This window comes from Pseudomonas sp. B2M1-30, from assembly GCF_025447575.1.
GTDB classification, from domain to species: Bacteria; Pseudomonadota; Gammaproteobacteria; order Pseudomonadales; family Pseudomonadaceae; genus Aquipseudomonas; species Aquipseudomonas botevensis.
The window spans coordinates 414,389-437,193 of sequence record NZ_JAOEJT010000002.1; the positions used below are offsets into that span (position 1 = coordinate 414,389).

A 22,805-nucleotide genomic window follows, 5' to 3' on the forward strand; every position below is an offset into this window, starting at 1 on the left:
ACGATCCGTTGAAGCGCAAAACCGGCACCCGCGTGGCATCTACGTAGAACTACGTAGGTGGCGCGTACGTAGTAACGCGGATTTCTTTGATGACAGGATGCGCAGATATTGGGCCAGCTCCGCATCGCGGACACAATTATAAAAATTACCGCCGCAGCCCCTGGTTGTCGGCAGGAGACAAGCTATGCCCCGTCTGGCTAAACACCTCGCCTGGTTTGCCGTGGCTGTCCTTGGAGCGATTGCGCTGAGTGTCGTGGCCCTGCGCCGCGGCGAAGCGATCAACGCCCTCTGGATCGTAGTCGCAGCAGTCGCTATCTACCTCGTTGCCTACCGCTACTACAGCCTGTTCATCGCCAATAAAGTGATGCAGCTGGACCCCAATCGAGCCACGCCCGCCGTACTCAACAACGACGGTCTGGACTACGTTCCAACCAACAAACACGTTCTTTTCGGTCACCATTTCGCGGCCATCGCTGGCGCGGGTCCGCTGGTCGGTCCGGTTCTGGCGGCGCAGATGGGTTATCTGCCCGGCACACTCTGGCTGATCGCCGGCGTGGTGCTGGCGGGCGCGGTTCAGGACTTCATGGTTCTGTTCATGTCGACCCGGCGCAACGGCCGCTCCCTTGGCGACATGGTGCGCGAAGAAATGGGCCGCATCCCTGGCACCATCGCGCTGTTCGGTTGCTTCCTGATCATGATCATCATCCTCGCGGTGTTGGCGCTGATCGTGGTCAAGGCGCTGGCCGAGAGCCCATGGGGCATTTTCACGGTGATGGCGACCATCCCGATCGCGATGTTCATGGGCGTCTACATGCGCTACATCCGCCCGGGCCGCATCGGCGAAATCTCCATCATTGGTGTGCTGTTGCTGCTGGGTTCGATCTGGCTGGGCGGGCAGGTGGCCGCCGATCCGGTGTGGGCCAAGGTGTTTACCTTTACCGGTATCCAGATCACCTGGATGCTGATCGGTTATGGTTTTGTAGCTGCGGTGCTGCCGGTGTGGCTGATTCTGGCCCCGCGTGACTACCTTTCCACGTTCCTGAAAATCGGCACCATCGTTGCCTTGGCAATCGGCATTCTGGTGACCATGCCCGAGCTGAAAATGCCGGCGCTGACCCAGTTCGTCGACGGCACTGGCCCTGTGTGGAAGGGCGGTCTGTTCCCGTTCCTGTTCATCACCATTGCCTGCGGTGCGGTATCGGGTTTCCACGCGCTGATTGCTTCTGGCACGACGCCGAAGTTGCTGGCGAGTGAAGGACATGCCCGTTATATCGGTTACGGCGGCATGCTGATGGAATCGTTCGTGGCAATCATGGCCATGGTCGCCGCGTCGGTGATCGATCCAGGTGTGTATTTCGCCATGAACAGCCCGGCCGCCGTGGTCGGTGCCGACGCCGTTGCCGTTGCGCAGACCGTCAGCAGCTGGGGCTTCGCCATTACCCCGGATGCCCTGCAAGCCGTGGCTCACGACATCGGCGAAACCACCATCCTGGCCCGTGCCGGCGGTGCGCCGACCCTGGCGGTCGGTATCGCGCAGATCCTGCACCACGTACTGCCGGGTGAGAACACCATGGCGTTCTGGTATCACTTCGCAATCCTGTTCGAAGCGCTGTTCATCCTCACCGCTGTCGACGCCGGTACTCGTGCTGGGCGTTTCATGCTGCAGGATTTGCTCGGCTCTTTCGTACCAGCGCTGCGCCGTACCGAATCCTGGACCGCCAACCTGATCGCGACCGCTGGCTGCGTGGCGATGTGGGGTTATCTGTTGTATCAAGGCGTGATCGATCCACTGGGCGGCATCAATACCCTGTGGCCGCTGTTCGGTATCTCCAACCAGATGCTGGCCGGTATCGCGCTGATGCTCGGCACTGTCGTGCTGATCAAAATGAAACGCGAGCGTTACGTGTGGGTCACCTTGCTGCCGGCGGCCTGGCTGCTGATCTGCACCACCACCGCAGGTTTCATCAAGCTGTTCGACGCCAACCCGGCAATCGGCTTCCTGGCCCTGGCCAAGAAGTACAGCGATGCCCTGGCCAATAATCAGGTGCTGGCGCCGGCTAAAAGCATCGATCAGATGCAGCACGTGATCTTCAATGCCTATACCAACGCAACCCTGACGGCGCTGTTCCTGTTCGTGGTGTTCAGCATCCTGTTCTTTGCGCTCAAGGTCGGTGTCGCGGCCTGGGGCAAAAAAGAGCGGACGGACAAAGAAGCGCCATACCAGGCCGTACCGGATGCCTGATCATGTTCAATGACCTCAATCGACTCGGCAAATACCTCGGTCAGGCCGCGCGCCTGATGGTGGGGATGCCTGACTACGATAACTACGTCGAACACATGCAAAGCAAACACCCGGACAAGCCGTTGATGGACTACGAGGCGTTCTTCCGGGAACGCCAGGAGGCCCGATACGGTAGCAAGGCCGGGCCTAAGTGTTGCTGATCCGCTGAGCGGGTAGTGAAATCTGATGCGGGAGCCGATGTAAGTCGCTCCCGCATTTTTTGTGTTCTTATGGGACGGAGAAAAAAGATCAGGGTAAAGACACGGTTCCCACCCTTATTTCTTTAAAAATAAACAGTCACATATTGAATAGCAAAATTTCATATGCCATTTCTTTGACATTGCTCTTGATGCCCGCTTGACTTGCAGTCAGATTTATAGAAAGAAGCTTCTCCAAAGATCGAAAGTTTGATGTCCAAACCTAGAATCCAATCTAGGGGTTATTAATAAATAGTTTATGCAGAAGAGCTAAAAAGCTAGCCGTAGTCCCGTTGATTCAAGCGGTTCAAGAGGGCACGAAATCTTATTTGTCCTGCATTCTGATTACTACAATATTGGCATAGCTTACGACTTAACCCTGATCCGATAATTGGTTCTGGAGGTCAATCTCATGCCTGTCGTAGAACCCATCACGAATAATCCCGACCCGGACAAGCCCACGCCAGTGCGCGAGAGTATGGCGCTTGCACTTTCCGGGGGCGGGTATCGCGCAATGCTGTTCCATACGGGAACTCTGTGGAGACTGGGTCAGCTCGGCTTTTATCAGAATCGCCCGTTTGACCGAATGGACGCCAACGGCGATCTAGTGAGTGCAGGCAAGCTGGAACGGATATCGAGTGTTTCAGGTGGTTCGATTGTTTCTGCGAAATTGGCATTGGAGTTCGCTTCGCTTGAAAACCTCAATCCGGTTGAATTCGACAATGTGTACCGAAAACTCGTCGTAGACCCGATACGCCATTTGGCAGAGACCACTCTCGCAGGAATGTCGGTCGAGGGGGTTTTCAAGGTCATCAAAGACATAGTGATGCCCGGAGAAGTAAACGCGCATGTCGCCAAGGCACTTGATGATGCGCTGTATCAGGGAAAGAAACTCCAGGATCTCCCTGACCGCATGCGCTTTATCTTTAATGCTTCGAATTTGCAGTCGGGTGCAGTCTGGCGTTTTTCGAGACCCTATATGGGTGACTGGAAAGTGGGAAGGGTTATGAACCCGAAGTTTTCGGTAGCCCGGGCGGTCGGTGCATCTGCTGCATTTCCGCCGATTCTGGCACCCGCAACCCTGACTCTTCAGAACAGTGATTTTGATCAGGATAAAGAAAAGTCCTTTCTGCGGCATGCACCCTATACAACTTCTATAGCCCTCGCTGATGGCGGGGTCTACGATAATCTCGGATTGGAGACCTGTTACAAATCCTTCCAGACCCTGTTTGTCAGTAACGCTGGGAAACCTTTTTCCGAGCAACCCGAAATTTCCGCTAATTGGGTTTCTTTGGGTAGTCGCTGTCTCGACGTAATGGATAACCAGGTATTGAGTCTCAGGAAGCGTTTGTTGATTCAGGCGTATAAGGATCGCGAGCGATATGGCGCCTTTTGGGATATCAAGCAGGATATCGGGGTGCATAACCTTCCCGATTGTCTGCCTTGCCCATACGACAGCACACGCAAGCTGGCTCAAGTACCCACAGACCTAGCAGCCAAAGACATTGAAACCCAGAAGCGCCTGATCAACTGGGGCTATGCGGTTGCCGATGCTGCGATACGTGCTCACTTCAACAGGAGCTTGCAACCTCCTGCGAACTTTCCCTACCCAGAGATCGGTGTATGAGTCATTCAACTTTCTCCATAACGCTGATGCCCGCCAGGGAAGGTGATTGCCTTTGGATTGAATATGGCGATGCTGCGTCACCTCATCGAGTATTGTTCGATATGGGACGCCAAAACACCTACGCACACATCAGGCAGCGGTTTGAAAAACTGAGCCAGGATCAGCGTGAGTTTGAATTGCTGGTGATTTCACATATCGACCGTGACCATATCGAGGGTGCCCTGGCATTTTTCGCCGATCCTCAACAACCGGTCGGATTCAAGGAAATATGGTTTAACGGATATCGGCATCTGGCTCCGGCCAGTATGGAGTCCTTCGGTGTTCTCCAGGCTGAGGCCCTATCAGGTCACCTGAAAGACCTGGGTCCAGCCTGGAACCGCCAGTTTAACTCGGGTGCTGTCGTCTGTGATAAAGAGGGCGCTCTCCCCGTGGTCCAACTGGCAGGCGGCCTGAAACTGACGTTGGTTTCTCCGACAAGGGCCAAACTGGACGCGCTCGAGAAAGAGTGGGCGAGCGAATGTCTCAAGGCAGGCATCGTACTTCCGGAAACATACGAGGCTGACCCGACGGAAGATGAGGCGTACGGCGCCCCGAACATAGATTTGCTGGCCAATGAGATGTTTATCAGCGATACCGCTGTTGCCAACGGCAGCAGCATCGCCTTCATTGCCGAGTTCGAAGGGGTGTCGATCCTGCTCGCTGCGGACGCGCACCCAGACGTGCTGATCGAATCATTGGGCAAACTGGTGGCTGGAACAGGCGCTGAAAGAGTGCGCCTGGACGCCGTCAAGGTTTCTCATCATGGCAGTTCGCACAACACCTCCAACGAATTGCTGGCTCTGATCGACTGCCCCAAGTGGCTGGTTTCGACCAACGGAAGTTACTTCAAACACCCATCACCTTCGACGATTGCGCGTCTGATCAAAATGGGTAATGCCAAAGAAATTGTCTTCAACTATCGATCGAGCGAAACCGCTCCTTGGGATAATCAGGCGATGAAGAGCCAGCGAAGTTTCACCACTCGTTTTCCTGATAAAAACCAGCCGGGTGAGATAAAGGTCGAGTTATTGCCGTAGTCAACCATAGCGCCATCGAGGTTCGATCATGACCCTGATGTATGAAAGCCAGGACTACCAGAATAATCCAGATGCGCCGGGCACCCATGCCTTGATCGTTGGCATCGGCAATTACCCATATCTCTTGGGTGGCGCGGAGGAAACACCCAATGCGCTCCCTTTGGCACAGCTCACGTCCTCGCCTGTTTCCGCTCGTGCGGTGGCCGACTGGGTGCTGGGCATCAATATGTTTGCTGGTCATCCTGAGGCGAGACTTAATAATCCCGCTGCCCCTCTGGCAACCGTTGATTTACTGGTTTCAGAGGCATCACCACCAATAAATGCTGTGTCGATCCCGACCATGGCCAATCTGACAATGGCCATCCGCCAATGGGTTACGCGCTGCAATACTCACCCCGACAACGTCGCATTTCTTTACTTGTGCGGACACGGTTTGAAAGTGCGCGATCTGGTACTGCTGGCCAGTGACTTTGGCAAGCCGGGAGAGCTCAGCATCTGGAATCAGACCCTGAGTCTGGACTCCATACGGCTGGGAATGCGCAAATGCAGCGCCCAGTCGCAGTTCATGTTCTTCGATTGTTGTCGTAGCTACCCTGTTGCCTTTACCGATATTTATGCGACCGGGACCCAGATGTTCGATGCCTTGATGGACCATGCTGACAATCGAAACTATCTGGCAATGAACTCGACGCTCGAAGGCTCGCAGGCATTCGGTACTGCTGGTGAGCCCTCACACTTCACCAAGGCATTGCTCGATGGCTTGAGTGGTTTTGCATCAGAAAACCGCGGGGGAGGATGGGTCGTAACAAACAGCAGCCTGGCGAGTGCAACGCATCGAATCATGCGCTTCGACGCCGGCGCTTCGGTGAACAGGCAACTGGTAGTTTCCGAGGCACCCGGTGATGCAATTCTTCATGTGCTCAGGGGACTACCGAGAGTCAAGACTCGTGTGCAGTGCCTGCCACCCGTTCCAGTGGTTCCCGTCACTTACCAACTCAAACGCTCGGGGCTTGTACACCACGAAGCTATAAACCAGCCATTGCGGGCCGATATCGAGCCAGGAGAGTGGCGTGTCGAAATGGGAGTCGGGAATCAATGGACGCAGCATGATCAAATGATTTATCCGCCGACTTGTGATCACCCGTTCAAATATCCGTGAGATTCTGCGCATGGCCATCATCAATCTGGTAATCGATCTGCCGCCATCTTTTCAGGACAAGTTCGTCGCCACTTGGGACATTATTAACGCCAATATGGAAATCTGCGCCCGGGGGGCGTTCTTTTCAGAAAGCACGGCTTCGCTACGCTGGCAACTGCCTGGGCGATATTGGGCGCGCGTCCACCTGCCTAATGGTGAATCTCAGTCGCGTGCGTTCGAGCTGACGGGAAACGATGAACCCGTTGAGGTCAGATTCCCACAAAACATGGTTGTCCAGCATGAGTGGTTGGGTTGGGCAAGCATCGGGGAGTCCTCGGAGCTGGTGCAACAGGGTTTCAATGGACCGGTCATGGACGATTTGTGGACCCGTGCATGGACATACAGCCAAGAACAATGGAGTCCATCTCTTGAGGCTGTCGATGCAGTCGTCAATCACGATACGGGGCTGTACCAGCTGGAGCTGGATTCATCATGCCAGGATCCCTTGATGTTGGAGATTGGCGGCCCCGATATCGCCACACGTTTTGTGGTAATACCACAGCAAGGTTTCTCCCGACTTCTGATCATCACCAAACCCGCCACCAATTTGTCGGAACCCGCGGATGACCGGATTGAGGTGGCGGTGTCGTTGCGCAACTCCGTCGCCGACAATCTGATTCGATTCCTGACTGCGTCACAGTCCGGCACGGATCAGGTTTCAGACCAGGATCTATTGGAAAAATGCAAGGAGTTGCTGAACCAGAAGGCTCAGGATCCTCTCGCAGCTATCGTCGGTGGTTATTTCATATTGCAACATCGGCGCGATGTTCCGATTGAATGGTTGAACAGACTAGCGCTACTGACGCCGTGGATGGCCGATGGATACATACAATATGCCAACGCGTTGTTGCTTGTTGAGGGCATCCGCAATGTGCCGATGGCCGTGCAGGCCTTGATACAGGCTTCCAGTCGTGGATATCCATTGTTCCGCCGCGGAATGCGCCTGTTCCTGGATACACTGCGTATTCTCGAGTCCGTTAAGGCAGTCGAACAAAACCACCGACTGATGAAGCAGGCAGAGCTTTATGCGCAAGTATTAGCGGCGGATACCCGTCAGAGCGCATTCACATCATTCTATGGGACGAGCCCGAATAGTCCGGTCAAACCAACCTCGCCACCAGACGCTGTTAAAACCCAACTCTCGTCCGGGATAGCAGAGATCTTTGGACTCGGAAAAATTCTGTTTGGCGATAGTCTTCGCAAAAAGTGAAACGACAAATGTGTTTCAGGCTGCTCGCGAATATCTATGAAGTTCTCGCGATCCGAGCCCAAATAATCGAGCAACAAGCAAGCCGTCTCTGCGCCGGTTTGCCTGTTGCTTCGAGTCACGCAAATCGAGCGCTCAGAGCGCAGCCTTCACCTGCAATCCCACCACCAGTGCATTGTCGATGTCCTGCCCGGAAAACGCGCCCGGTTCGATGATGTATTGCACATTCGGACGCAGCGTCAGCCAGGGGGTGGCTTGATAGCCGTAACCGAGTTCGACCAATTGTTCCGCACTGTCCAGGTTCGGGAATGCAGCGCCATTGGCCAGCGCGGCGTCTTGTTGCACATCGCGACTGTGCGGGTTGGGCACGGCGCGGCCATAACCTAAAGCAACCGTGTCACGCGGGCGGCCTTCGAACGGTTTGTACAAAACCACGCCGGTGCCGTACCACTTGCTGAACGGCGAAGCTGCTTCGCTCGCGGCCGAGTATTGGCCGAAGGCGTGCAGGCTGCGCCCCTCGGACGTCGGCGAACGCCAGACCGCCTGATCGATCAGCAGATAATGACCGCCGCGCCCGGATACGTCCTTATCGCTGCCGATGCGTTTTACGTCGGAGCTGTCGTAGTAATAACCGAGCTTGTATTCGCCGGGCAGGCTGCCGGCGTGCTTGTACACCAGTTCGATCGGAACCACGGTGCCGGTGGTGTGTTTCGGTCCCAGGTGCCAGGCACGGCTGGAATTACCATTGCTTTCAGGATCGACGTTGAAGGCGGCCACACGCAGTTGCCAGGCGGACGACAGGTCGTATTTGACCCGCACACCGAGGCGGGCATTGGGGTAGTTGGTCCAGCCGCTGCCACCGGACATGTTTAACGGATGGCCGCAGAACCCGGCGTTCATGAAGTTGCAGAGAATGCCACTGTCGAGGCCGCCGAGGTCGTTGCCCATGGCCATGTAGCCGAGCTTGACGTTGAGCGCCGGGGTGAACAGCGTGCGCTCGTAGCTCAGTTCGGTCAGGCGGGTATAGAGGCCGCCGTAGTTTTCCTGGATCGGCAGACGGTTGCCGACCAGGTCTTCCGAGGCGCTGTTGCCGCGTCGGTCGTTGATGGTGAGCTGGATCTTGCCGGCGTTGTCCACGCCATACAGTTTGCTCAGGTCGAATTGCGCGCCGAGCTTGATGTTCTGCGAGTAGCGCGCCGAGCGGTGCAGACCGCCGTCGGCGTTGTAGGCAGTCTCGCCGCTGTAGTCACCGGTGAATTTGATGCCGTCTTCGTCGAGCTGGTGGCGCAGTCCGCCCCAGTCGCCGGTCAGGGTATTGCGGGTGAACAGATTCGAATCGGTATCGGCGAAGGCGGGCAGGGCGGCGCTGCAAGTGAGACCGAACAGCACGCCGGTGAAAACGCCGGAATGAGTAAAGCGAACAGCCAATGACATGTAAAAACTTCCTGCTGAAATCTTGGGCATAGACAGAAAACGACGCGGCACCCGAAGGTGCCGCGCACAAGTGCAATGAAGAAGGGCGGCGGTTTACGGCAAGGCGTAAGCCATCACGTAGTCGCCGCGATCGGTCGACTGACGGGCACCACCGGCAGTGATGACGACGTATTGCTTGCCGGTTTTCGGCGACACATAAGTCATCGGGCCACCCTGACTGCCCACCGGCAGACGCGCTTTCCAGACTTCTTCGCCATTGCCACTGTTGAAGGCGCGCAGGTAGAAGTCCTGAGTGCCGGCGATGAAGATCAAGCCACCCTGAGTCGACAGGGTGCCGCCGAGGGTCGGCAGACCGATTTTGATCGGCAGGTGCATGCGGATACCCAGCGGGCCGGTGTCTTCAACGGTGCCGACTGGAACTTGCCAGGCGACTTTTTGAGTCTTCATGTCGATGGCGGTCAGCGTGCCGAACGGTGGTGCCTGGCACGGAATGCCGGCAACCGACAGGAAGCGGTTCTTGTTCACCGCGTAAGGCGTGCCTTTCAGCGGCACGGCGCCCATGCCGGTGTTCAGTGCTTCGCCGCCGGAGGTGGCCTGGCCCTTGTTCTGCGACGCAATCATCTGAATCCACAGGCCCAGACGCATGTCGTTGACGAAGATGAAACCGTGTACCGGGTCGGTGGAGATGCTGCCCCAGTTCATGCCGCCCAGCGAACCCGGGAAACTCAGCGATTTGTCGGTGCCCGGTGCGGTGTACAGGCCGTCGTAGCGCATCGATTTGAAATCGATTCGGCACAGCAGTTGGTCATACGGCGTCGCACCCCACATGTCCGATTCGGTCAGGTGCTGGGCACCGATCTGCGGCATGCCGACCGATTTCGGCTGGGTGGGCGAGTAAGGTTCGTTAGGGATGTTGGAGGCCTTGACCGGCACTTCCTTAACGTCGGTCAACGGTTTGCCGGTGGCGCGATCGAGCACATAGATTTGCCCGGCCTTGGTGCCGATCACCAGCGCCGGTATGGTTTTACCGTCCTTGGTGAAGTCGATCAGGCTTGGCTGCATTGGCAGGTCGAAGTCCCAGAGGTCGTTGTGGACGGTCTGGTACACCCACTTTTCTGCGCCACTGGTGGCGTCCAGCGCCAGGATCGAGGCGCCGTAGGTGTGATCAAGCTTGCTGCGCTCGACACCATAAATGTCGGTGGACGAGCTGCCCATTGGCAGGAACACCGTGTTGGTCGCCGGATCATAGGACATCGGCGCCCAGCTGTTCGGCGTGCTGCGCACATAAGTGCTGCCGTCGGCCGGTGCGTTGCGATCCTGCGGGTTGCCCGGGTCGAACGCCCAGCGCATGGCGCCAGTGACGACGTCGAAACCACGAATCACGCCGCCGGGCATGTCGGTTTGCACGTTGTCGGCGACGCGACCGCCCACCACCACGGTGGTGCCCGCCATCAGTGGAGCGGACGACAACTGGTAGTAGCTGTCCGGGACATCGCCCAGACCGGCCTTCAGATCCACCTGGCCGTTGTGGCCGAAACCCTGGCAGAACTCGCCGGTGTCGGCGTCGACCGCGATCAGACGCGCATCAATGGTGTTGGTCAGCAAACGGCGTTGGCAATTGGCGGCCGGCGCGGGTTTGGCTTCGATGATGGTCGAGTTGCTCGGCTGAGCGATTGCCTTGGTGGCATCGAAGTAAGCCATGCCACGGCAACGCTGCCAGACTTTCGACTGGGCATTGATCGGGTTTTTCCAGAGTTCCTTGCCAGTGTCGGCATCCAGCGCAATCAGGTTGTTATGCGGGGTGCAGATGAATACCTTGTTGCCGATCTGTAGCGGGGTGAGCTGGTCTTCGGCACCATTGCCATCGCTCTCGGCGACGTCACCGGTGTGGTAGGTCCACGCCACCTGCAGCTTGTCGACGTTGCTGCGGTTGATCTGATCCAGCGCGGCAAAGCGGCTGCCGCCTTCGGTATTGCCGTAATGCGCCCAATCCTTCTGTGCCTTTTCCGGTTCGACCGGAGTGAGGGCAGGGCTGGTGCCAGTGGCGGCAACGGTCGGGTGGGCGACAAACATGTTGCCGGCGGCCACGGCGATCGCTACGGCCAGCACGGCGGCAACGGCATAAGCGCCACGACCCGGCACACCGCCGTTGGCACGCTTGAGCAATGGGTAGACCAGCGTCACCGCCAGGCCCACGACGCTGAACATGAACAGGCGCGAGAACACCGGCCAGAACACCAGCCCGGCGTCGCTCACCGCCCAGATCGCCGTACCCAGCAGAAATACGGCGAACAACCAGGCGCCGGCCGGCTTGCAGCGAGCGATCAGCAAACCGGAAATGGCCATGACCAGACCACCCACCAGGAAGTACCACGACCCTCCCAGACTGACCAATTTCACGCCGCCAGCGGCCAGTGCCAGGCCGAGGAGGGCGATGACCACGCCCAGCCCCACCAGAATGAATGTTGATATGCCCGAGAGGCGTTGACTCTGCTTCACGTTGAATGTCCCGTTGAAATGAGGCGGGCATTATATAGATAGGTAACTACCTAGTTAAATCACTAATTCAGCATGAAGCGTAGTTGGCTGCCCGAAGGCTTGCCAGAACGAGCACGGGCTTGCGTCTCGGGGATTCGCGGGGATTTCTGCAGCGTTTGAAAAAGTGGCTTTTTTGTCAGGAAGGGGAAGAGTTTTGACAGGTATGGATTTTGGCGGATGCAGGTTAGCCCTCCAAACTTCAAGGCGCGGAGGACACTTCCTGAGTGTTAACGACGCGCGAAATGCTGTTGCGGTGCCAGAAAGGCATCATGGAAATACGTACGGAACGCCTGCATCGCCGGACTGAACTCTCGCTCGCGATGCCACGCCAGGCCGACACTCATCGCGGTCACCTTGTCAGTGATCGTCAGCGTTTCGATGCGCTTGCCTTCCAGCGACCAGGGGCGGTGCACGAGGTCCGAAAGGATTGCCACGCCACTGCCATTGGCGACCATGCTGCGCACGGCTTCCACCGAGCTGGTCCGAACTCTGACGTTCGGCTGCTGGCGGGCGTTTTCCCAATACCGCATGGCGCTTTGTTCTGCCTCGTCAACGGTCAGCAGGATGAACGGTTCTTTCGCCACGTCGGCAAGACTGACCGCCGAACGCTCGCACAGCGGATGGTGGCTGGGCAGCCATAACCGGCGTTCAGAGTTGAAGAGTGTTTCTGAAACGATATCCGGGTGGGTGAGGTTGGCAGTGAGCACCACCGCCATGTCGAACCGACCTTCCAGCAAGCCTTGCTCGATTGCTTGCCGTTCCTGTTCGTGGACTTCGATGGCCACGTCGGGATGCCAATGCTCCAGTCGCTGCAAATGGTGCGGCAGGAAATAGCCTATCACCGTGTAGCTCGCGGCCAGGCGTAATACGCCACTGGCACGAATGTCCGGCAACGGGCTGTTCAGCGCGTCATCGACACTGCGCAAAATCACGTAGGCGCGGTTCAGGAAATGCCTCCCGGCATCCGTCAGGCTCATGCCTTGGGCCGAGCGCTGGAACAACAACGTGCCGAGTAATCCTTCCAGCTCCTTGATCGCGGTGGTCACCGCCGACTGGGAAATATTCAGGTGGATCGCCGCTTGGGAAATCTGCCCGATCTCGGCCGTGGCAACGAAGTAGCGAATTTGGCGCAGCGTCAGGGACATGAAGACTCCGGGCGAATAGGTATCTGATTTTCAGAAGATAGCCTATCTGATAATAGATCTTCCCAAGGGGGTGGCAGAAATCTAACGTGGCCTGCATGCAGTCACAAGCGCCAGGAGCAAGCGTCATGCAAGCAGTAGATTTCAATTCGGACATGGGTGAAGGCTTCGGCCCATGGACCATTGGTGATGGTGTCGACAACGAGCTGATGGGGTTTATCAGTTCCGCCAATGTCGCCACCGGTTTTCATGCCGGCGACCCCGGCACCATGCGCCGGACCGTCGAGCAGGCCAAGCGCCTGGGTGTGGCCATCGGCGCGCATCCGGGATTTCGGGACCTGGTCGGCTTTGGCCGCCGGCACATCAACGCTCCGGCCCAGGAACTGGTCGACGACATGCTCTATCAACTGGGCGCCTTGCGCGAGTTGGCCCGGGTGCAGGGTGTGTCCCTGCAACACATAAAACCCCACGGGGCCTTGTACATGCACCTGGCCCGGGACGAGGAGGCTGCCCGCCTGCTGGTGGAAAACCTGCAACGTCTGGAGCCTGAGTTGCTGTTGTATTGCATGCCTGATTCGGTGATCTGGCGAGTGGCGACAGAACTCGGCCAGCCGGTGATCCGCGAGTTCTATGCCGACCGCGAATACGACCTTAGCGGCTCCATCGTATTTACCCGCAACGTACGTGCCTACGATCCAGCCCAAGTCGCCGCACGGGTGCTTCGCGCTTGTCAGCAAGGCGTGGTGCGTACGGTCGAGGGTGAGGATCTGGCAATCGAATTCGATTCCATCTGTTTGCACAGCGACACGCCCGGCGCACTGAGTTTGGTTCAAGCCACACGTAAATCCCTCGACAACGCCGGGATCAAGGTGCGCGCACCGCGCTGACCTCTCGCGACATCACCTGGCACCCAGAGGCCAGGGTATGCACCACGATTCACTTTTTGCCTGCCTTTCTACAACTATTCCAAGAAGGAACAGACATGGCCGAACACACTGTAATCACCCCTTTGCCAGGGACCTTCTATCGCAAAGCCACCCCGGAATCGGCGAACTTCGTCGAGGTGGGCGCGCAGGTCAGCGCCGACACGGTGATTGGCCTGATCGAGGTCATGAAGCAGTTTTCCGAACTGACCGCCGGGACGGCCGGTCGCCTCAGTGCCTTTCTGGTAGAAGACGGAGATCCGGTGGAGCCGGGTCAAGTCATAGCAACACTCGACGACGAGTGAGGGCGTGATCATGACTCAAGGCATTCATAAATTACTGATCGCCAACCGTGGCGAGATTGCGGTGCGGATCATCCGTGCCGCCAGACAACTGGGCATTCCCACCGTCGCTGCCTGCAGTGAGGCGGACGTCGATTCCCTCGCCGCGCGCATGGCCGATGAGGTGCATATCCTCGGCCCGGCCCGCGCCGATAAAAGCTATCTGAACGTCGAGGCATTGCTCGCTGCCCTGAAAGCCACGGGCGCCAATGCGGTTCACCCCGGTTACGGTTTTCTTTCGGAAAACGCTGATTTCGCCGAAGCGGTTGCTGCCGCCGGAGCCATTTTTGTTGGCCCCAGTGCCGAGACAATCCGGCGCATGGGCGATAAAGCCGAGGCGCGTCGCACCGCGCAAGCGGCGGGGGTGCCTGTAGTACCGGGATCGGCGGGAGAGCTGTTCGACGTTGAGGCGGCGCTCAAGGCTGCCGAAACCGTGGGCTTCCCACTGTTGATCAAAGCCTCGGCCGGCGGTGGCGGACGCGGTATTCGTCTGGCGGAGAATGCCCAACAGCTGAGCGAAGAATTTCCCCGCTCTCAGCGCGAGGCGCAGGCGGCGTTCGGCAATGGCGCGGTGTACCTGGAACGGTTTATCGGCCAGGCCCGGCATATTGAAGTGCAGGTGTTGGGCGATGGCCGCAATGCGGTGCACCTGTTTGAGCGCGAATGCTCCTTGCAGCGCCGGCGGCAGAAAATCTTTGAAGAAGCACCGTCACCAGTCCTCAGCCAGCAGCAGCGGGAAAAACTCTGTGCCAGTGCCGTGCGCCTGACAGAATCGCTGGGCTACAAAGGCGCTGGTACCCTGGAGTACCTGTATGACGATGTCACCGGCGAGTTTTTCTTCATTGAGATGAACACGCGGATTCAAGTCGAACATCCGGTCAGCGAACTGATCACCGGCATCGATCTGGTCCAGGCAATGTTGCGCATTGCCGGTGGCGAACCGCTCGGTTTCAAGCAAAGTGACATTCAACTGAACGGTGCAGCCTTGCAAATGCGCCTGAACGCCGAAGATCCGCAGCGCGATTTCTTTCCCTGCCCGGGGCTGGTTGAGCAACTGATCTGGCCGCAGGGTGAAGGCATTCGCGTCGATACGCATCTGTATCAGAGCTACCGCGTGCCGCCTTACTATGATTCGCTGCTGGCCAAGGTGATCGTGCATGGCATTGATCGGACACAAGCGTTGGCTCGGGCACAGCTTGCCGTGAAGCAAACCACGCTCACCGGCATGGCCAGCACGCTGGCGCTGCACGGCGAGTTACTGGAGCAACCGTGGCTGCACAAAGCAGACTTTCACACCGGCACCCTGGAAATCTGGCTGGCCGCGCGCCGCAGCAGAGGTGAAGCATGAGCAAGCCGATCCGATACAGCTTTGGCGCCGATGAGCATTTGTTTGCCGAAGTCAGCGACAGCATGTCTCTGGACGCGTTCTTCAAGGGGCTTGCGGTCACCCGCGCAGTGGAGCGACTGGCGCTCGATGGCGTGCTCGATGTGTGCCTGGCCAATGCCTCGTTCCAGATCCGCTTCGATCCGGATCGTATCGCCCCGCAAACCTTGCTCGAAGCGGTGCAAGGCGCCGAGGCCGAAGCCGTCGCCGAGCGCACGTTGCAAACACGGATCATCGAGATTCCGGTGCTCTACAACGACCCCTGGACTCATGAAACTCTGATGCGCTTTCGCGATCGTCACCAAGACCCGAGTGCCACCGATCTTGAATACGCCGCACGGATCAATGGCCTGGCGGACGTCGATACCTTTATTGCGGCTCACAGTGGCGCCCCGTGGTTTGTGTCGATGGTCGGCTTCGTTGCCGGGCTGCCGTTCATGTTCCAGATGGTCGAGCGCGAACGCCAGTTGCAGGTGCCGAAGTACCTGCGGCCTCGCACGGACACACCGAAGTTGACCCTCGGCCATGGCGGTTGCTTTGGCTGCATTTACTCGGTGCGCGGTGCCGGTGGTTACCAGATGTTTGGCGTGACGCCGGCACCGATCTACGACCCGCAACAGAACCTCGCCTACCTGAAAGAGCACATGGTGTTTTTCCGTCCGGGCGACATCGTGCAGTTCAAGCCAATGGACCGGGCGGCCTATGACCGCGCCGTAGCTGACGTGGAGGCAGGGAGTTTTGACCTGCGGATTCGTCCGGTGGAGTTTTCCCTGGACGCCTTTCTGGCCGATCCGATCGGTTATCCCAAGTCGCTGCAGGAGGTGCTGGCATGATCAAGGTACTCAAACCCGGTCTGGCCACCTCGGTACAGGATCTTGGCCGCGAAGGCTATTACCACCTGGGTATTCCGCCGTCAGGCGCACTTGATCAATACGCGTTGAGCGCGGCCAATCAACTGGTCGGCAACCCGGCGGGTCTGGGCGCGCTGGAGTGTACGCTGCTCGGGCCGGAACTCGAGTTTCAGCAGGACGCCCTGGTGGCGGTTTGTGGTGCACACATGACACCACGGGTCGACGGCGTGGAGATGCACCACGACACGGCCTTCTCGGTAAAGGCCGGGCAAGTGTTGCGGTTCGATTTCCCCAAGGCGGGTGCCCGGGCCTATCTGGCTGTATCGGGGGGGATTGATGTGCCGCTGGTGCTCGGCAGTCGTTCGACCTACGCGCTCGGAGCACTTGGCGGTTTTCACGGCCGCCGACTGGTCGCGGGAGACGAATTGCCAATAGGCGTTGCCGGTGGCAACGGCCGTGTCGGGGCCAGCTTGCCTATGGCATTACGGCAGTCGCTGGGTGGCGAAATTACTTTGCGAGTGGTTCCAGGCCTGTATTACGAGCGCCTGAGCGAATCGGCGTCAAAGAGTTTCTTCGCCGAGCCGTGGACGGTTGGCTCGGAAGCGGATCGCATCGGTTATCGCTTCAAGGGCGGCAGCGCGCTGAGCTTTCAACCGCGTGAACAGCCGTTCGGTGCCGGTTCCGATCCCTCGAATATCGTCGACAGTTGCTACCCGATCGGTTCAATTCAGGTGCCGGCCGGGCTTGAACCGATCGTCCTGCACCGTGACGCGGTGTCCGGAGGCGGTTACGCGATGATCGGCACGGTGATCAGCGCCGACCTCGATCTGATCGGCCAGATGCAGCCCAACCAGAAAGCCCGTTTTGTTGCGGTGACTCTGGAGGAGGCGCTGCAAGCGCGCCGTTCCTATAAGAAAAAACTCAGCTGCCTGAGCATGCTGTTCCCTTCCTGATTCTGCCCGCCGCATCGCGCGGGCCATGCCAAACGGTAAGCCAACGCCGCACTTCGGTGCGGTGACGGCTGCCCGCGCTTCAACCTTTGACTGGTTCTGGAGTTCACGCATATGGCTGCTTTATCGCAATCGAGTCAGACCGGGCAGGACCCGGCCCATCATCCTGTTTCAACCGAAGCCCGTATGGGCCGCCTTTCGCTGACCATGGCCTGGTGGGCGGTGTGCAGCGCAATGTTCTACATCGTGGTCGGCGCTTCACTGGCCTTGTCCTTCGGCGCGCGCAATGCACTGATCGGCATGGTGCTGTCAGTGATCAGCTATGGATTGGTCAACAGCGTGCTCAGCCGATTCGCCATCCGCAGCGGCTTGTCGGTGGCGTTGTTCTCAAAATTGTTGTTCGGCAGCACGGGAGCGTGTCTGGCAACGTTGATCTTCTTTTCTACCGCGATCTACTACGCGGTGTTTGAAGGTTCGGTGATCGCCGTAGCGCTCAATCACCTGTACCCGGAACTGGTCTATCCGCTGGCGGCGCTGGTGGTGGTTTTGTACAGCGTGCCGATGATCCTGGGGAGCGTGCAACACTGGCTGGACAAGCTCAACGGCGTATTGCTTCCGGTGTATCTGGGCGGTTTGCTGGTGGCGGTGGGGCTGTCGATCAACCGTTATGGCTACCAACCGCAGTGGCTGGATTTCGGCCCCCAAATGCCCAGCCCGTACGGTTGGTGGCACTGTTTTGTCGCCTACATGGGCGTATGGATTTTGATGCTCTTCACCTTCGACTACGCCCGTTTCGGCAAAACTGAAGACGCCGGGTATCACGGTCGCTGGAACTTCGGCATGCCGTTCTACGCGGTGACGTTTTTGCTCAATGGCGCGGCGGGGATCTATCTGGTCAGCAGCATTCCCCACGAAGGTGCGCTGAACGAAGTGTCGGTGGTAATGGCGATCCTGCAGTTGATGGGTTTGTGGGGGCTGGTATTCGTCTGGGCGACGCAGACCCGCATCAACACGGCCAATTACTACCTGGCGACGTTGAACATGCAGGCGTTCTTCGGCCGATTTGGCGTACGGGGTTCGTACCTGGCGTGGGCATTGGTGGTGGGGGTAGTCGTGTACGGCCTGATGCTGGCGGACGTGTTCGCCTACTTGCTCAAGGCTCTGGCCTATCAAGGGATTTTTGTGGTGGCCTGGGTCGGTGTGGCGTTGGCGCAGACTGTCTACGGACGCAACGATGCGGCGGCACTTGAACGTGTGGAGGCGTTCAACCCTGTCGGTTTGACGGCGTGGATCAGCGCTACAGCGCTGGGACTGGCGTTGATGTTTGCAGGCGATGGGCTGAGCAGTTTTTCAGCGCCTGCAACGGTGATACTTGCCTTTGCCTTGCAGTCGGGTTTATCCCGGAAAGTCCGGTTACCGTTGACTGAGTGAGGACTTCAGGCAGGGAATTCGAACAGGGCAAGCAGTCTCTGTGTGTAGAGGTCGATGGCACGCGTGCCTTTCGTCGCCATGCTTGAACGCAACGCACGACAACGGCTCTACGGATCTCGTTGGCAACTGTTGTGTTCAAGCCATGACGGGAGAGGGGATTTGCATCAACGCCTGCAACGACCAAAGCACCGGACTGCGTTTTTTGCCGATACCACAGCACTGATCCTGTTTTTCACCACCACCGGGATTATCAATGAACGCTTCATTGCCAGCATGGATTGGAATCAGGTTCTGTACGCACGTCTACTGGGCACGGCGTTGATGATCCCCGTCGCCAGGCCTTATGGTGTCTGGCGCGATTGGGTGATGACACGGGCCAATCAGAGCAGGGTGTCCAGAGTGTTTTGGGACAGCATTGCGCTGGTCAGCTTTCAGGTGCCCATCTATGCAGCGATCATTGCTTTCAGTGGTGCATCGGGCGGTGACCTGGTACGCGGTACTCTTGGGGCGGCTTTGATGATGCTGTTTTTGGGGCGACCTTATGGTGCGTTTCTGAACGGAGTGAGAAAGTTGTTCGGGTTGCCTCCGGGCGGTGACAAGCCAATGTCGTTGAATAGCTGAATGAACGTTATCGGCGAAAGAATATTGGGATAATCAAAGCCGGTAACTGTTAGGGGATCTAATTGATCCCCGCTTCATAATCGTTCAATTGGGACAATCGCCCCGTCTGAGGATTGCGAACTCGCAGATACACTGGAGCGCACGCCTCACTCACAGCCTATTTCATGGCCCGATCTGCGACAGCGCAGTCATCTGCTACTCCGGCATTCCATGATATGCAGGGAAGTCTGCACGTTCGAGGTGATTGTCGCGTATGGTAGCCCCTGGATCAGACTTTGTACGCTTGTGCAGCATTGCGTCCGAAAACTCAAGCAACCTGATTTTGCGGACGACGCTGCATGCTCAACAAAGCACTCAACCCACTTCACACCTTGACTATTCTCACTGTTAGCTTCGGCGGAGAGTCACTGTTCGAGACAACGCTGGACGACATCGGGATAGGTCATGAACCTGCAAAAACGTAACAATGTGCATATTGCCGGAGACGGCAGCGCAACCTTGATCCTGTCCCACGGCTTCGGCTGTGATCAATCGATGTGGAAGCTGTTGCTGCCACATTTCATCAAGCGTTTTCGCGTTATCACCTATGACCTGGTCGGCGCGGGGCAATCAGACCTCAGCGCTTATGATCGCGAAAAGTACGCTTCATTGTGGGGTTACGCTTCGGATCTCAACGAAATCATCGACGAGTACGCGACCGGACCAGTGGTCGTGGTGGCGCACTCGGTGAGCGCAATGATCGCAGCCCTGGCACAGGTTCAGCGACCAGGACGGATCGCTGGCCTGGCCATGATTGGCGGTTCGCCTTGCTACATCGACTCCGGCACGTACACCGGGGGCTTTTCTCTGGATGAAGTCTACGAATTGCTCGCCACCATCGATGAGAACTACCTCGGTTGGTCCAGCACCATGGCGCCTGTGCTGATGGGCGCACCGGAACAGCCGGCGCTCGCAGAAGAATTGCACGGCAGCTTTTGCCGTACCGATGCGCAGATCGCCAGACATTTCGCTCGCGTTATCTATCTATCCGATCACCGGCAGGACCTCGCCGGGCTGCCGATACCGACCTTGATTCTGCAATGCACCGGCGACCCGGTGGTGCCGGTTGACGTCGGAGAGTATCTGCACAGTGTTCTACCTGACAGCCAGCTGACCCTCATTGACAACATGGGCCACTATCCGCAGTTGAGTGCTCCGAGTGCTTGCTCTGCGGCCATCGATGCATTTCTCACACAATATGGTCTTGTTCATGGATGACACAGCCCAGCTGTTCACAGAATCGTTTTTCGAGAACGCCCCCTGCGGACTGATCGTTATGGCCGTGGATGGCACCCTGCTGCGTTGCAATCAGACGTTCAGTGATTGGTTGGGCTACGACAAAACATCCTTGCAGGAGCGCAGTTTCGATCAGTTGCTGACGGTCAGCGGGCGAACGTTTCAGCTCACCCACTGGGGGCCATTGATGAACAAGCAGGGCTCTGTGGCGGAGGTGAAGCTTGATCTGCGGCATAGCGACGGATCTGTGCGTTCCATGCTGCTCAACGGTGTCCGGCGTGTAACGAGTGATGGAGTACGTTTTCATCTGGCGCTGTTTGCCACGACGGAGCGTGACCGTAGCGAGCGGGCGGTTTTTCTGGCGATGCAGCAAGCCGAAAAGCTGCTGGCGGAGAAAATCAGCGCTGAGGCCGCATTGCACCGCGCTCAAGCCGAGCTCGCCAAGGCCTATGAAGAGGCTCAGCATCGCGCACTCTTCGCTGAGCAGATGGTCGCTGTCGTCAGCCATGACCTGAAAAATCCGATGACCGCCATCAAAATGGCTAGCCAGTTGCTCGAGCAGGAAGCACAAAGCGACAGGGCGCACCGTTTGCTGGCCAGCATCGGCGACTCGACTGACCGGGCACAGCGCATGATCATTGACCTGCTGGATTTCGCCTCGGTCAGGATGGGGCAAGGCATCAGCATCCGTCGCCGGGAGGTCGACCTCCTCAAGGTGGTGGACGAGAGCGTGAGTGAACTCAGGGTTGTATTCGCCAAGGCAAATATCCGTCACTACTCGCGGGGGCGTGGCACCTTCGGCGTGGACCCGGACAGATTGCAGCAGATTATCGGTAACCTCGTCGCGAACAGCGTGGCCTATGGCGACCTGCGGTTCCCGATCACACTGACCACTGACTTGTCGCAGGAAAACGTCACTCTGAGCGTTCACAATCATGGGCCGGCCATCGATCAGGCATTGGTGCCGGCCTTGTTCGAACCCATGACAAGGGGGACCGAACATCAGGATTCAATACGCTCGGTGGGGCTCGGGTTATTCATCGTCAGGCAGATTACCCAAGCGCACGGCGGCACGATTGCCATGACCTCGAACGCGGCCAATGGCACCACGTTCACCATTCGGTTGCCCGTGGAGTTGCCGGAGCAGGTCGGCAGTTAATCCAGGTTGCTGCACCCGGCCACGGAGCTACTCGTACGACAGGACGTCAGCATGAGAAGTCATCGAGACAAACGAATCGTCATTGTGGGGGCGGGCATCGTTGGTGCCTCCCTGGCCTATCACCTGTCTGCCAAAAAGGCGCATGTCACGCTTGTGGATGCCGGGGAAATAGCTTCAGGCGTGACCGCAACCTCGTTCGCCTGGATCACGGCCGCACATTGCGGATCTGATCCCATCTCACAACTGCGTGGCGCGGCGATCGAGGAGTACCGACGACTTGAGGCGCAGGTGCCAGGTCTCGACATCCGTTGGACCGGAGCGTTGTCTTACGATGCGGATGCCCATCAGACACCGCCGCCCGATGGGGTGCTGTCGGCGAACCTGGTATCGCGCGCTCGAATACTCGAACTGGAACCCCATCTCAAACGTCCACCACGGCAGGCTATGTTTGCAGCGCAAGAAGGCGCGCTGGACGCAGTGGCCGCGACTTACGCATTGGTTGGCGGCGCTCGCCAGAACGGGGCGAAGATTCTCACGCACACGCCCGTTGACGGCTTCATCAGTAAGGGTAACCAAGTGATCGGCGTTGAAACTGCGTCAGGCGTGATTGATGCCGATGTTGTCGTAATGGCGGCTGGTACGGGAATCAAAATGCTGACTGAACAACTTCAAACGCCTGTTCCTGTAACGGCATCGCCGGCGATTTTCATCCGCTACAAGGCCCGGCCCAATCTGGTGCGCACTCTCATTTCCAGCCCTGAGATGGAAGTCCGGCAATGTGCGGACGGTACGTTGCTGGCCGCCGAAGATTATCTGGACAACACCCCGGAAAACCGGCCGCAAGCCATCGCTTTACGTACCGCCAGGGCCATTCAGAATGAGCTCGACGGCGTCGTTGCGATTGAAGCGGAAGTGGCCTGCGTCGGCCTCAGACCAATGCCTGAAGACGGTATTCCCATCATCGGCTATCTGCCGCAAATCAACGGTGTCTACATTTGCGCCATGCACCCGGGAGTGACCCTGGCAGCGGTGGTGGGCCGGCGCGTCAGCGAAGAGATAGTCGACCTGAAGGTCGCGCCTGCTCTGGCTGCGTGCCGGCCGGATCGGTTCTTCCAGGCTGATTGACCGACTCGACCACACCGTAACCTCTTACCGCTCAAATAGACGAAG

Annotated in this window: 19 protein-coding genes; 16 read left to right on the top strand and 3 right to left on the bottom strand. The window is 58.0% G+C overall.

Translation table 11 applies throughout. The features are described 5' to 3' along the window. Positions 1–184: 184 nt before the first annotated feature. The 6 genes from N8H74_RS05575 (at position 185) to N8H74_RS05600 (ending at position 7,589) form a co-directional block, all read left to right on the top strand. Positions 185–2,242: a carbon starvation CstA family protein gene (locus N8H74_RS05575; RefSeq protein ID WP_262146513.1), complete on the top strand. Its 2,058-nt coding sequence runs from the start codon at positions 185–187 to the stop codon at positions 2,240–2,242. Positions 2,243–2,244: 2 nt separating this feature from the next. Further along, positions 2,245–2,442 (top strand): YbdD/YjiX family protein, encoded by a 198-nt coding sequence (locus N8H74_RS05580; RefSeq protein ID WP_217829933.1) that lies wholly within the window; start codon positions 2,245–2,247, stop codon positions 2,440–2,442. Positions 2,443–2,890: 448 nt separating this feature from the next. Continuing rightward, a complete protein-coding gene (locus N8H74_RS05585; RefSeq protein WP_262146514.1) occupies positions 2,891–4,105 on the top strand; it encodes a patatin-like phospholipase family protein in 1,215 nt (404 codons plus the stop codon). Next, complete coding sequence (locus N8H74_RS05590) at positions 4,102–5,181, top strand: hypothetical protein (protein WP_262146515.1); 1,080 nt, start codon at positions 4,102–4,104, stop codon at positions 5,179–5,181. The genes N8H74_RS05585 and N8H74_RS05590 overlap by 4 nt, the downstream gene beginning before the upstream one ends. 28 nt (positions 5,182–5,209) lie before the next feature. Continuing rightward, entirely contained in the window at positions 5,210–6,340 is a 1,131-nt protein-coding gene (locus N8H74_RS05595) for a caspase family protein (RefSeq protein WP_262146517.1), read from the top strand. Positions 6,341–6,350: 10 nt separating this feature from the next. Beyond that, a complete protein-coding gene (locus tag N8H74_RS05600; protein WP_262146519.1) occupies positions 6,351–7,589 on the top strand; it encodes a hypothetical protein in 1,239 nt (412 codons plus the stop codon). 132 nt (positions 7,590–7,721) lie between these two features. Here the strand turns inward: N8H74_RS05600 and N8H74_RS05605 are convergent, their stop codons facing one another. From N8H74_RS05605 to N8H74_RS05615, 3 genes are all read right to left on the bottom strand, one after another. Further along, complete coding sequence (locus tag N8H74_RS05605) at positions 7,722–9,020, bottom strand: carbohydrate porin (RefSeq protein ID WP_262146521.1); 1,299 nt, start codon at positions 9,018–9,020, stop codon at positions 7,722–7,724. A 93-nt stretch (positions 9,021–9,113) separates the two neighbouring features. Continuing rightward, positions 9,114–11,519 (bottom strand): glucose/quinate/shikimate family membrane-bound PQQ-dependent dehydrogenase, encoded by a 2,406-nt coding sequence (locus N8H74_RS05610; protein WP_262146522.1) that lies wholly within the window; start codon positions 11,517–11,519, stop codon positions 9,114–9,116. Positions 11,520–11,785: 266 nt separating this feature from the next. Beyond that, entirely contained in the window at positions 11,786–12,703 is a 918-nt protein-coding gene (locus N8H74_RS05615; protein ID WP_217829936.1) for a LysR family transcriptional regulator, read from the bottom strand. Positions 12,704–12,828: 125 nt separating this feature from the next. Between N8H74_RS05615 and N8H74_RS05620 the strand changes: the two genes are divergently transcribed. The 10 genes from N8H74_RS05620 (at position 12,829) to N8H74_RS05665 (ending at position 22,760) form a co-directional block, all read left to right on the top strand. After that, positions 12,829–13,587 (top strand): 5-oxoprolinase subunit PxpA, encoded by a 759-nt coding sequence (locus N8H74_RS05620; RefSeq protein ID WP_217829937.1) that lies wholly within the window; start codon positions 12,829–12,831, stop codon positions 13,585–13,587. A gap of 95 nt (positions 13,588–13,682) precedes the next feature. Beyond that, positions 13,683–13,928: an acetyl-CoA carboxylase gene (locus tag N8H74_RS05625; RefSeq protein WP_217829938.1), complete on the top strand. Its 246-nt coding sequence runs from the start codon at positions 13,683–13,685 to the stop codon at positions 13,926–13,928. A gap of 10 nt (positions 13,929–13,938) precedes the next feature. Then, the gene (locus tag N8H74_RS05630; protein WP_217829996.1) at positions 13,939–15,312 is read left to right on the top strand and encodes an acetyl-CoA carboxylase biotin carboxylase subunit; all 1,374 of its coding nucleotides are present in this window, start codon (positions 13,939–13,941) and stop codon (positions 15,310–15,312) included. Further along, positions 15,309–16,181, top strand: a complete 873-nt coding sequence (locus N8H74_RS05635; protein ID WP_217829939.1) for an allophanate hydrolase subunit 1 — start codon at positions 15,309–15,311, stop codon at positions 16,179–16,181. The genes N8H74_RS05630 and N8H74_RS05635 overlap by 4 nt, the downstream gene beginning before the upstream one ends. Continuing rightward, the gene (locus tag N8H74_RS05640; protein WP_217829940.1) at positions 16,178–17,152 is read left to right on the top strand and encodes a biotin-dependent carboxyltransferase family protein; all 975 of its coding nucleotides are present in this window, start codon (positions 16,178–16,180) and stop codon (positions 17,150–17,152) included. The genes N8H74_RS05635 and N8H74_RS05640 overlap by 4 nt, the downstream gene beginning before the upstream one ends. A gap of 111 nt (positions 17,153–17,263) precedes the next feature. Next, positions 17,264–18,580 carry an allantoin permease gene (locus tag N8H74_RS05645; RefSeq protein ID WP_217829941.1) on the top strand — a complete coding sequence of 439 codons (1,317 nt, stop codon included), beginning with the start codon at positions 17,264–17,266 and terminating at the stop codon, positions 18,578–18,580. 159 nt (positions 18,581–18,739) lie between these two features. Continuing rightward, on the top strand, positions 18,740–19,201 hold the full coding sequence (gene alaE / locus N8H74_RS05650) for an L-alanine exporter AlaE (RefSeq protein WP_262146526.1): 462 nt from the start codon (positions 18,740–18,742) through the stop codon (positions 19,199–19,201). A 444-nt stretch (positions 19,202–19,645) separates the two neighbouring features. After that, positions 19,646–20,458, top strand: coding sequence for an alpha/beta hydrolase (locus N8H74_RS05655; RefSeq protein ID WP_217829943.1), 813 nt, complete (start codon positions 19,646–19,648; stop codon positions 20,456–20,458). Next, positions 20,451–21,635, top strand: a complete 1,185-nt coding sequence (locus N8H74_RS05660; protein WP_217829944.1) for a PAS domain-containing sensor histidine kinase — start codon at positions 20,451–20,453, stop codon at positions 21,633–21,635. The genes N8H74_RS05655 and N8H74_RS05660 overlap by 8 nt, the downstream gene beginning before the upstream one ends. 51 nt (positions 21,636–21,686) lie before the next feature. Further along, the gene (locus tag N8H74_RS05665; protein ID WP_262146527.1) at positions 21,687–22,760 is read left to right on the top strand and encodes an FAD-binding oxidoreductase; all 1,074 of its coding nucleotides are present in this window, start codon (positions 21,687–21,689) and stop codon (positions 22,758–22,760) included. Positions 22,761–22,805: the final 45 nt, after the last annotated feature.

What these genes read in the sequence shown, in the direction of transcription:
- N8H74_RS05635 (WP_217829939.1), top strand. Translation starts at nt 15,309, where the DNA reads ATGAGCAAGCCGATCCGATACAGCTTTGGCGCCGATGAGCATTTGTTT.
- N8H74_RS05660 (WP_217829944.1), top strand. Translation starts at nt 20,451, where the DNA reads ATGGATGACACAGCCCAGCTGTTCACAGAATCGTTTTTCGAGAACGCC.
- N8H74_RS05600 (WP_262146519.1), top strand. Translation starts at nt 6,351, where the DNA reads ATGGCCATCATCAATCTGGTAATCGATCTGCCGCCATCTTTTCAGGAC.
- N8H74_RS05615 (WP_217829936.1), bottom strand. Translation starts at nt 12,703, where the DNA reads ATGTCCCTGACGCTGCGCCAAATTCGCTACTTCGTTGCCACGGCCGAG.
- N8H74_RS05625 (WP_217829938.1), top strand. Translation starts at nt 13,683, where the DNA reads ATGGCCGAACACACTGTAATCACCCCTTTGCCAGGGACCTTCTATCGC.
- N8H74_RS05585 (WP_262146514.1), top strand. Translation starts at nt 2,891, where the DNA reads ATGCCTGTCGTAGAACCCATCACGAATAATCCCGACCCGGACAAGCCC.
- N8H74_RS05620 (WP_217829937.1), top strand. Translation starts at nt 12,829, where the DNA reads ATGCAAGCAGTAGATTTCAATTCGGACATGGGTGAAGGCTTCGGCCCA.
- N8H74_RS05655 (WP_217829943.1), top strand. Translation starts at nt 19,646, where the DNA reads ATGAACCTGCAAAAACGTAACAATGTGCATATTGCCGGAGACGGCAGC.
- N8H74_RS05580 (WP_217829933.1), top strand. Translation starts at nt 2,245, where the DNA reads ATGTTCAATGACCTCAATCGACTCGGCAAATACCTCGGTCAGGCCGCG.
- N8H74_RS05640 (WP_217829940.1), top strand. Translation starts at nt 16,178, where the DNA reads ATGATCAAGGTACTCAAACCCGGTCTGGCCACCTCGGTACAGGATCTT.
- N8H74_RS05665 (WP_262146527.1), top strand. Translation starts at nt 21,687, where the DNA reads ATGAGAAGTCATCGAGACAAACGAATCGTCATTGTGGGGGCGGGCATC.
- N8H74_RS05575 (WP_262146513.1), top strand. Translation starts at nt 185, where the DNA reads ATGCCCCGTCTGGCTAAACACCTCGCCTGGTTTGCCGTGGCTGTCCTT.
- N8H74_RS05630 (WP_217829996.1), top strand. Translation starts at nt 13,939, where the DNA reads ATGACTCAAGGCATTCATAAATTACTGATCGCCAACCGTGGCGAGATT.
- N8H74_RS05645 (WP_217829941.1), top strand. Translation starts at nt 17,264, where the DNA reads ATGGCTGCTTTATCGCAATCGAGTCAGACCGGGCAGGACCCGGCCCAT.
- N8H74_RS05605 (WP_262146521.1), bottom strand. Translation starts at nt 9,020, where the DNA reads ATGTCATTGGCTGTTCGCTTTACTCATTCCGGCGTTTTCACCGGCGTG.
- N8H74_RS05595 (WP_262146517.1), top strand. Translation starts at nt 5,210, where the DNA reads ATGACCCTGATGTATGAAAGCCAGGACTACCAGAATAATCCAGATGCG.
- N8H74_RS05590 (WP_262146515.1), top strand. Translation starts at nt 4,102, where the DNA reads ATGAGTCATTCAACTTTCTCCATAACGCTGATGCCCGCCAGGGAAGGT.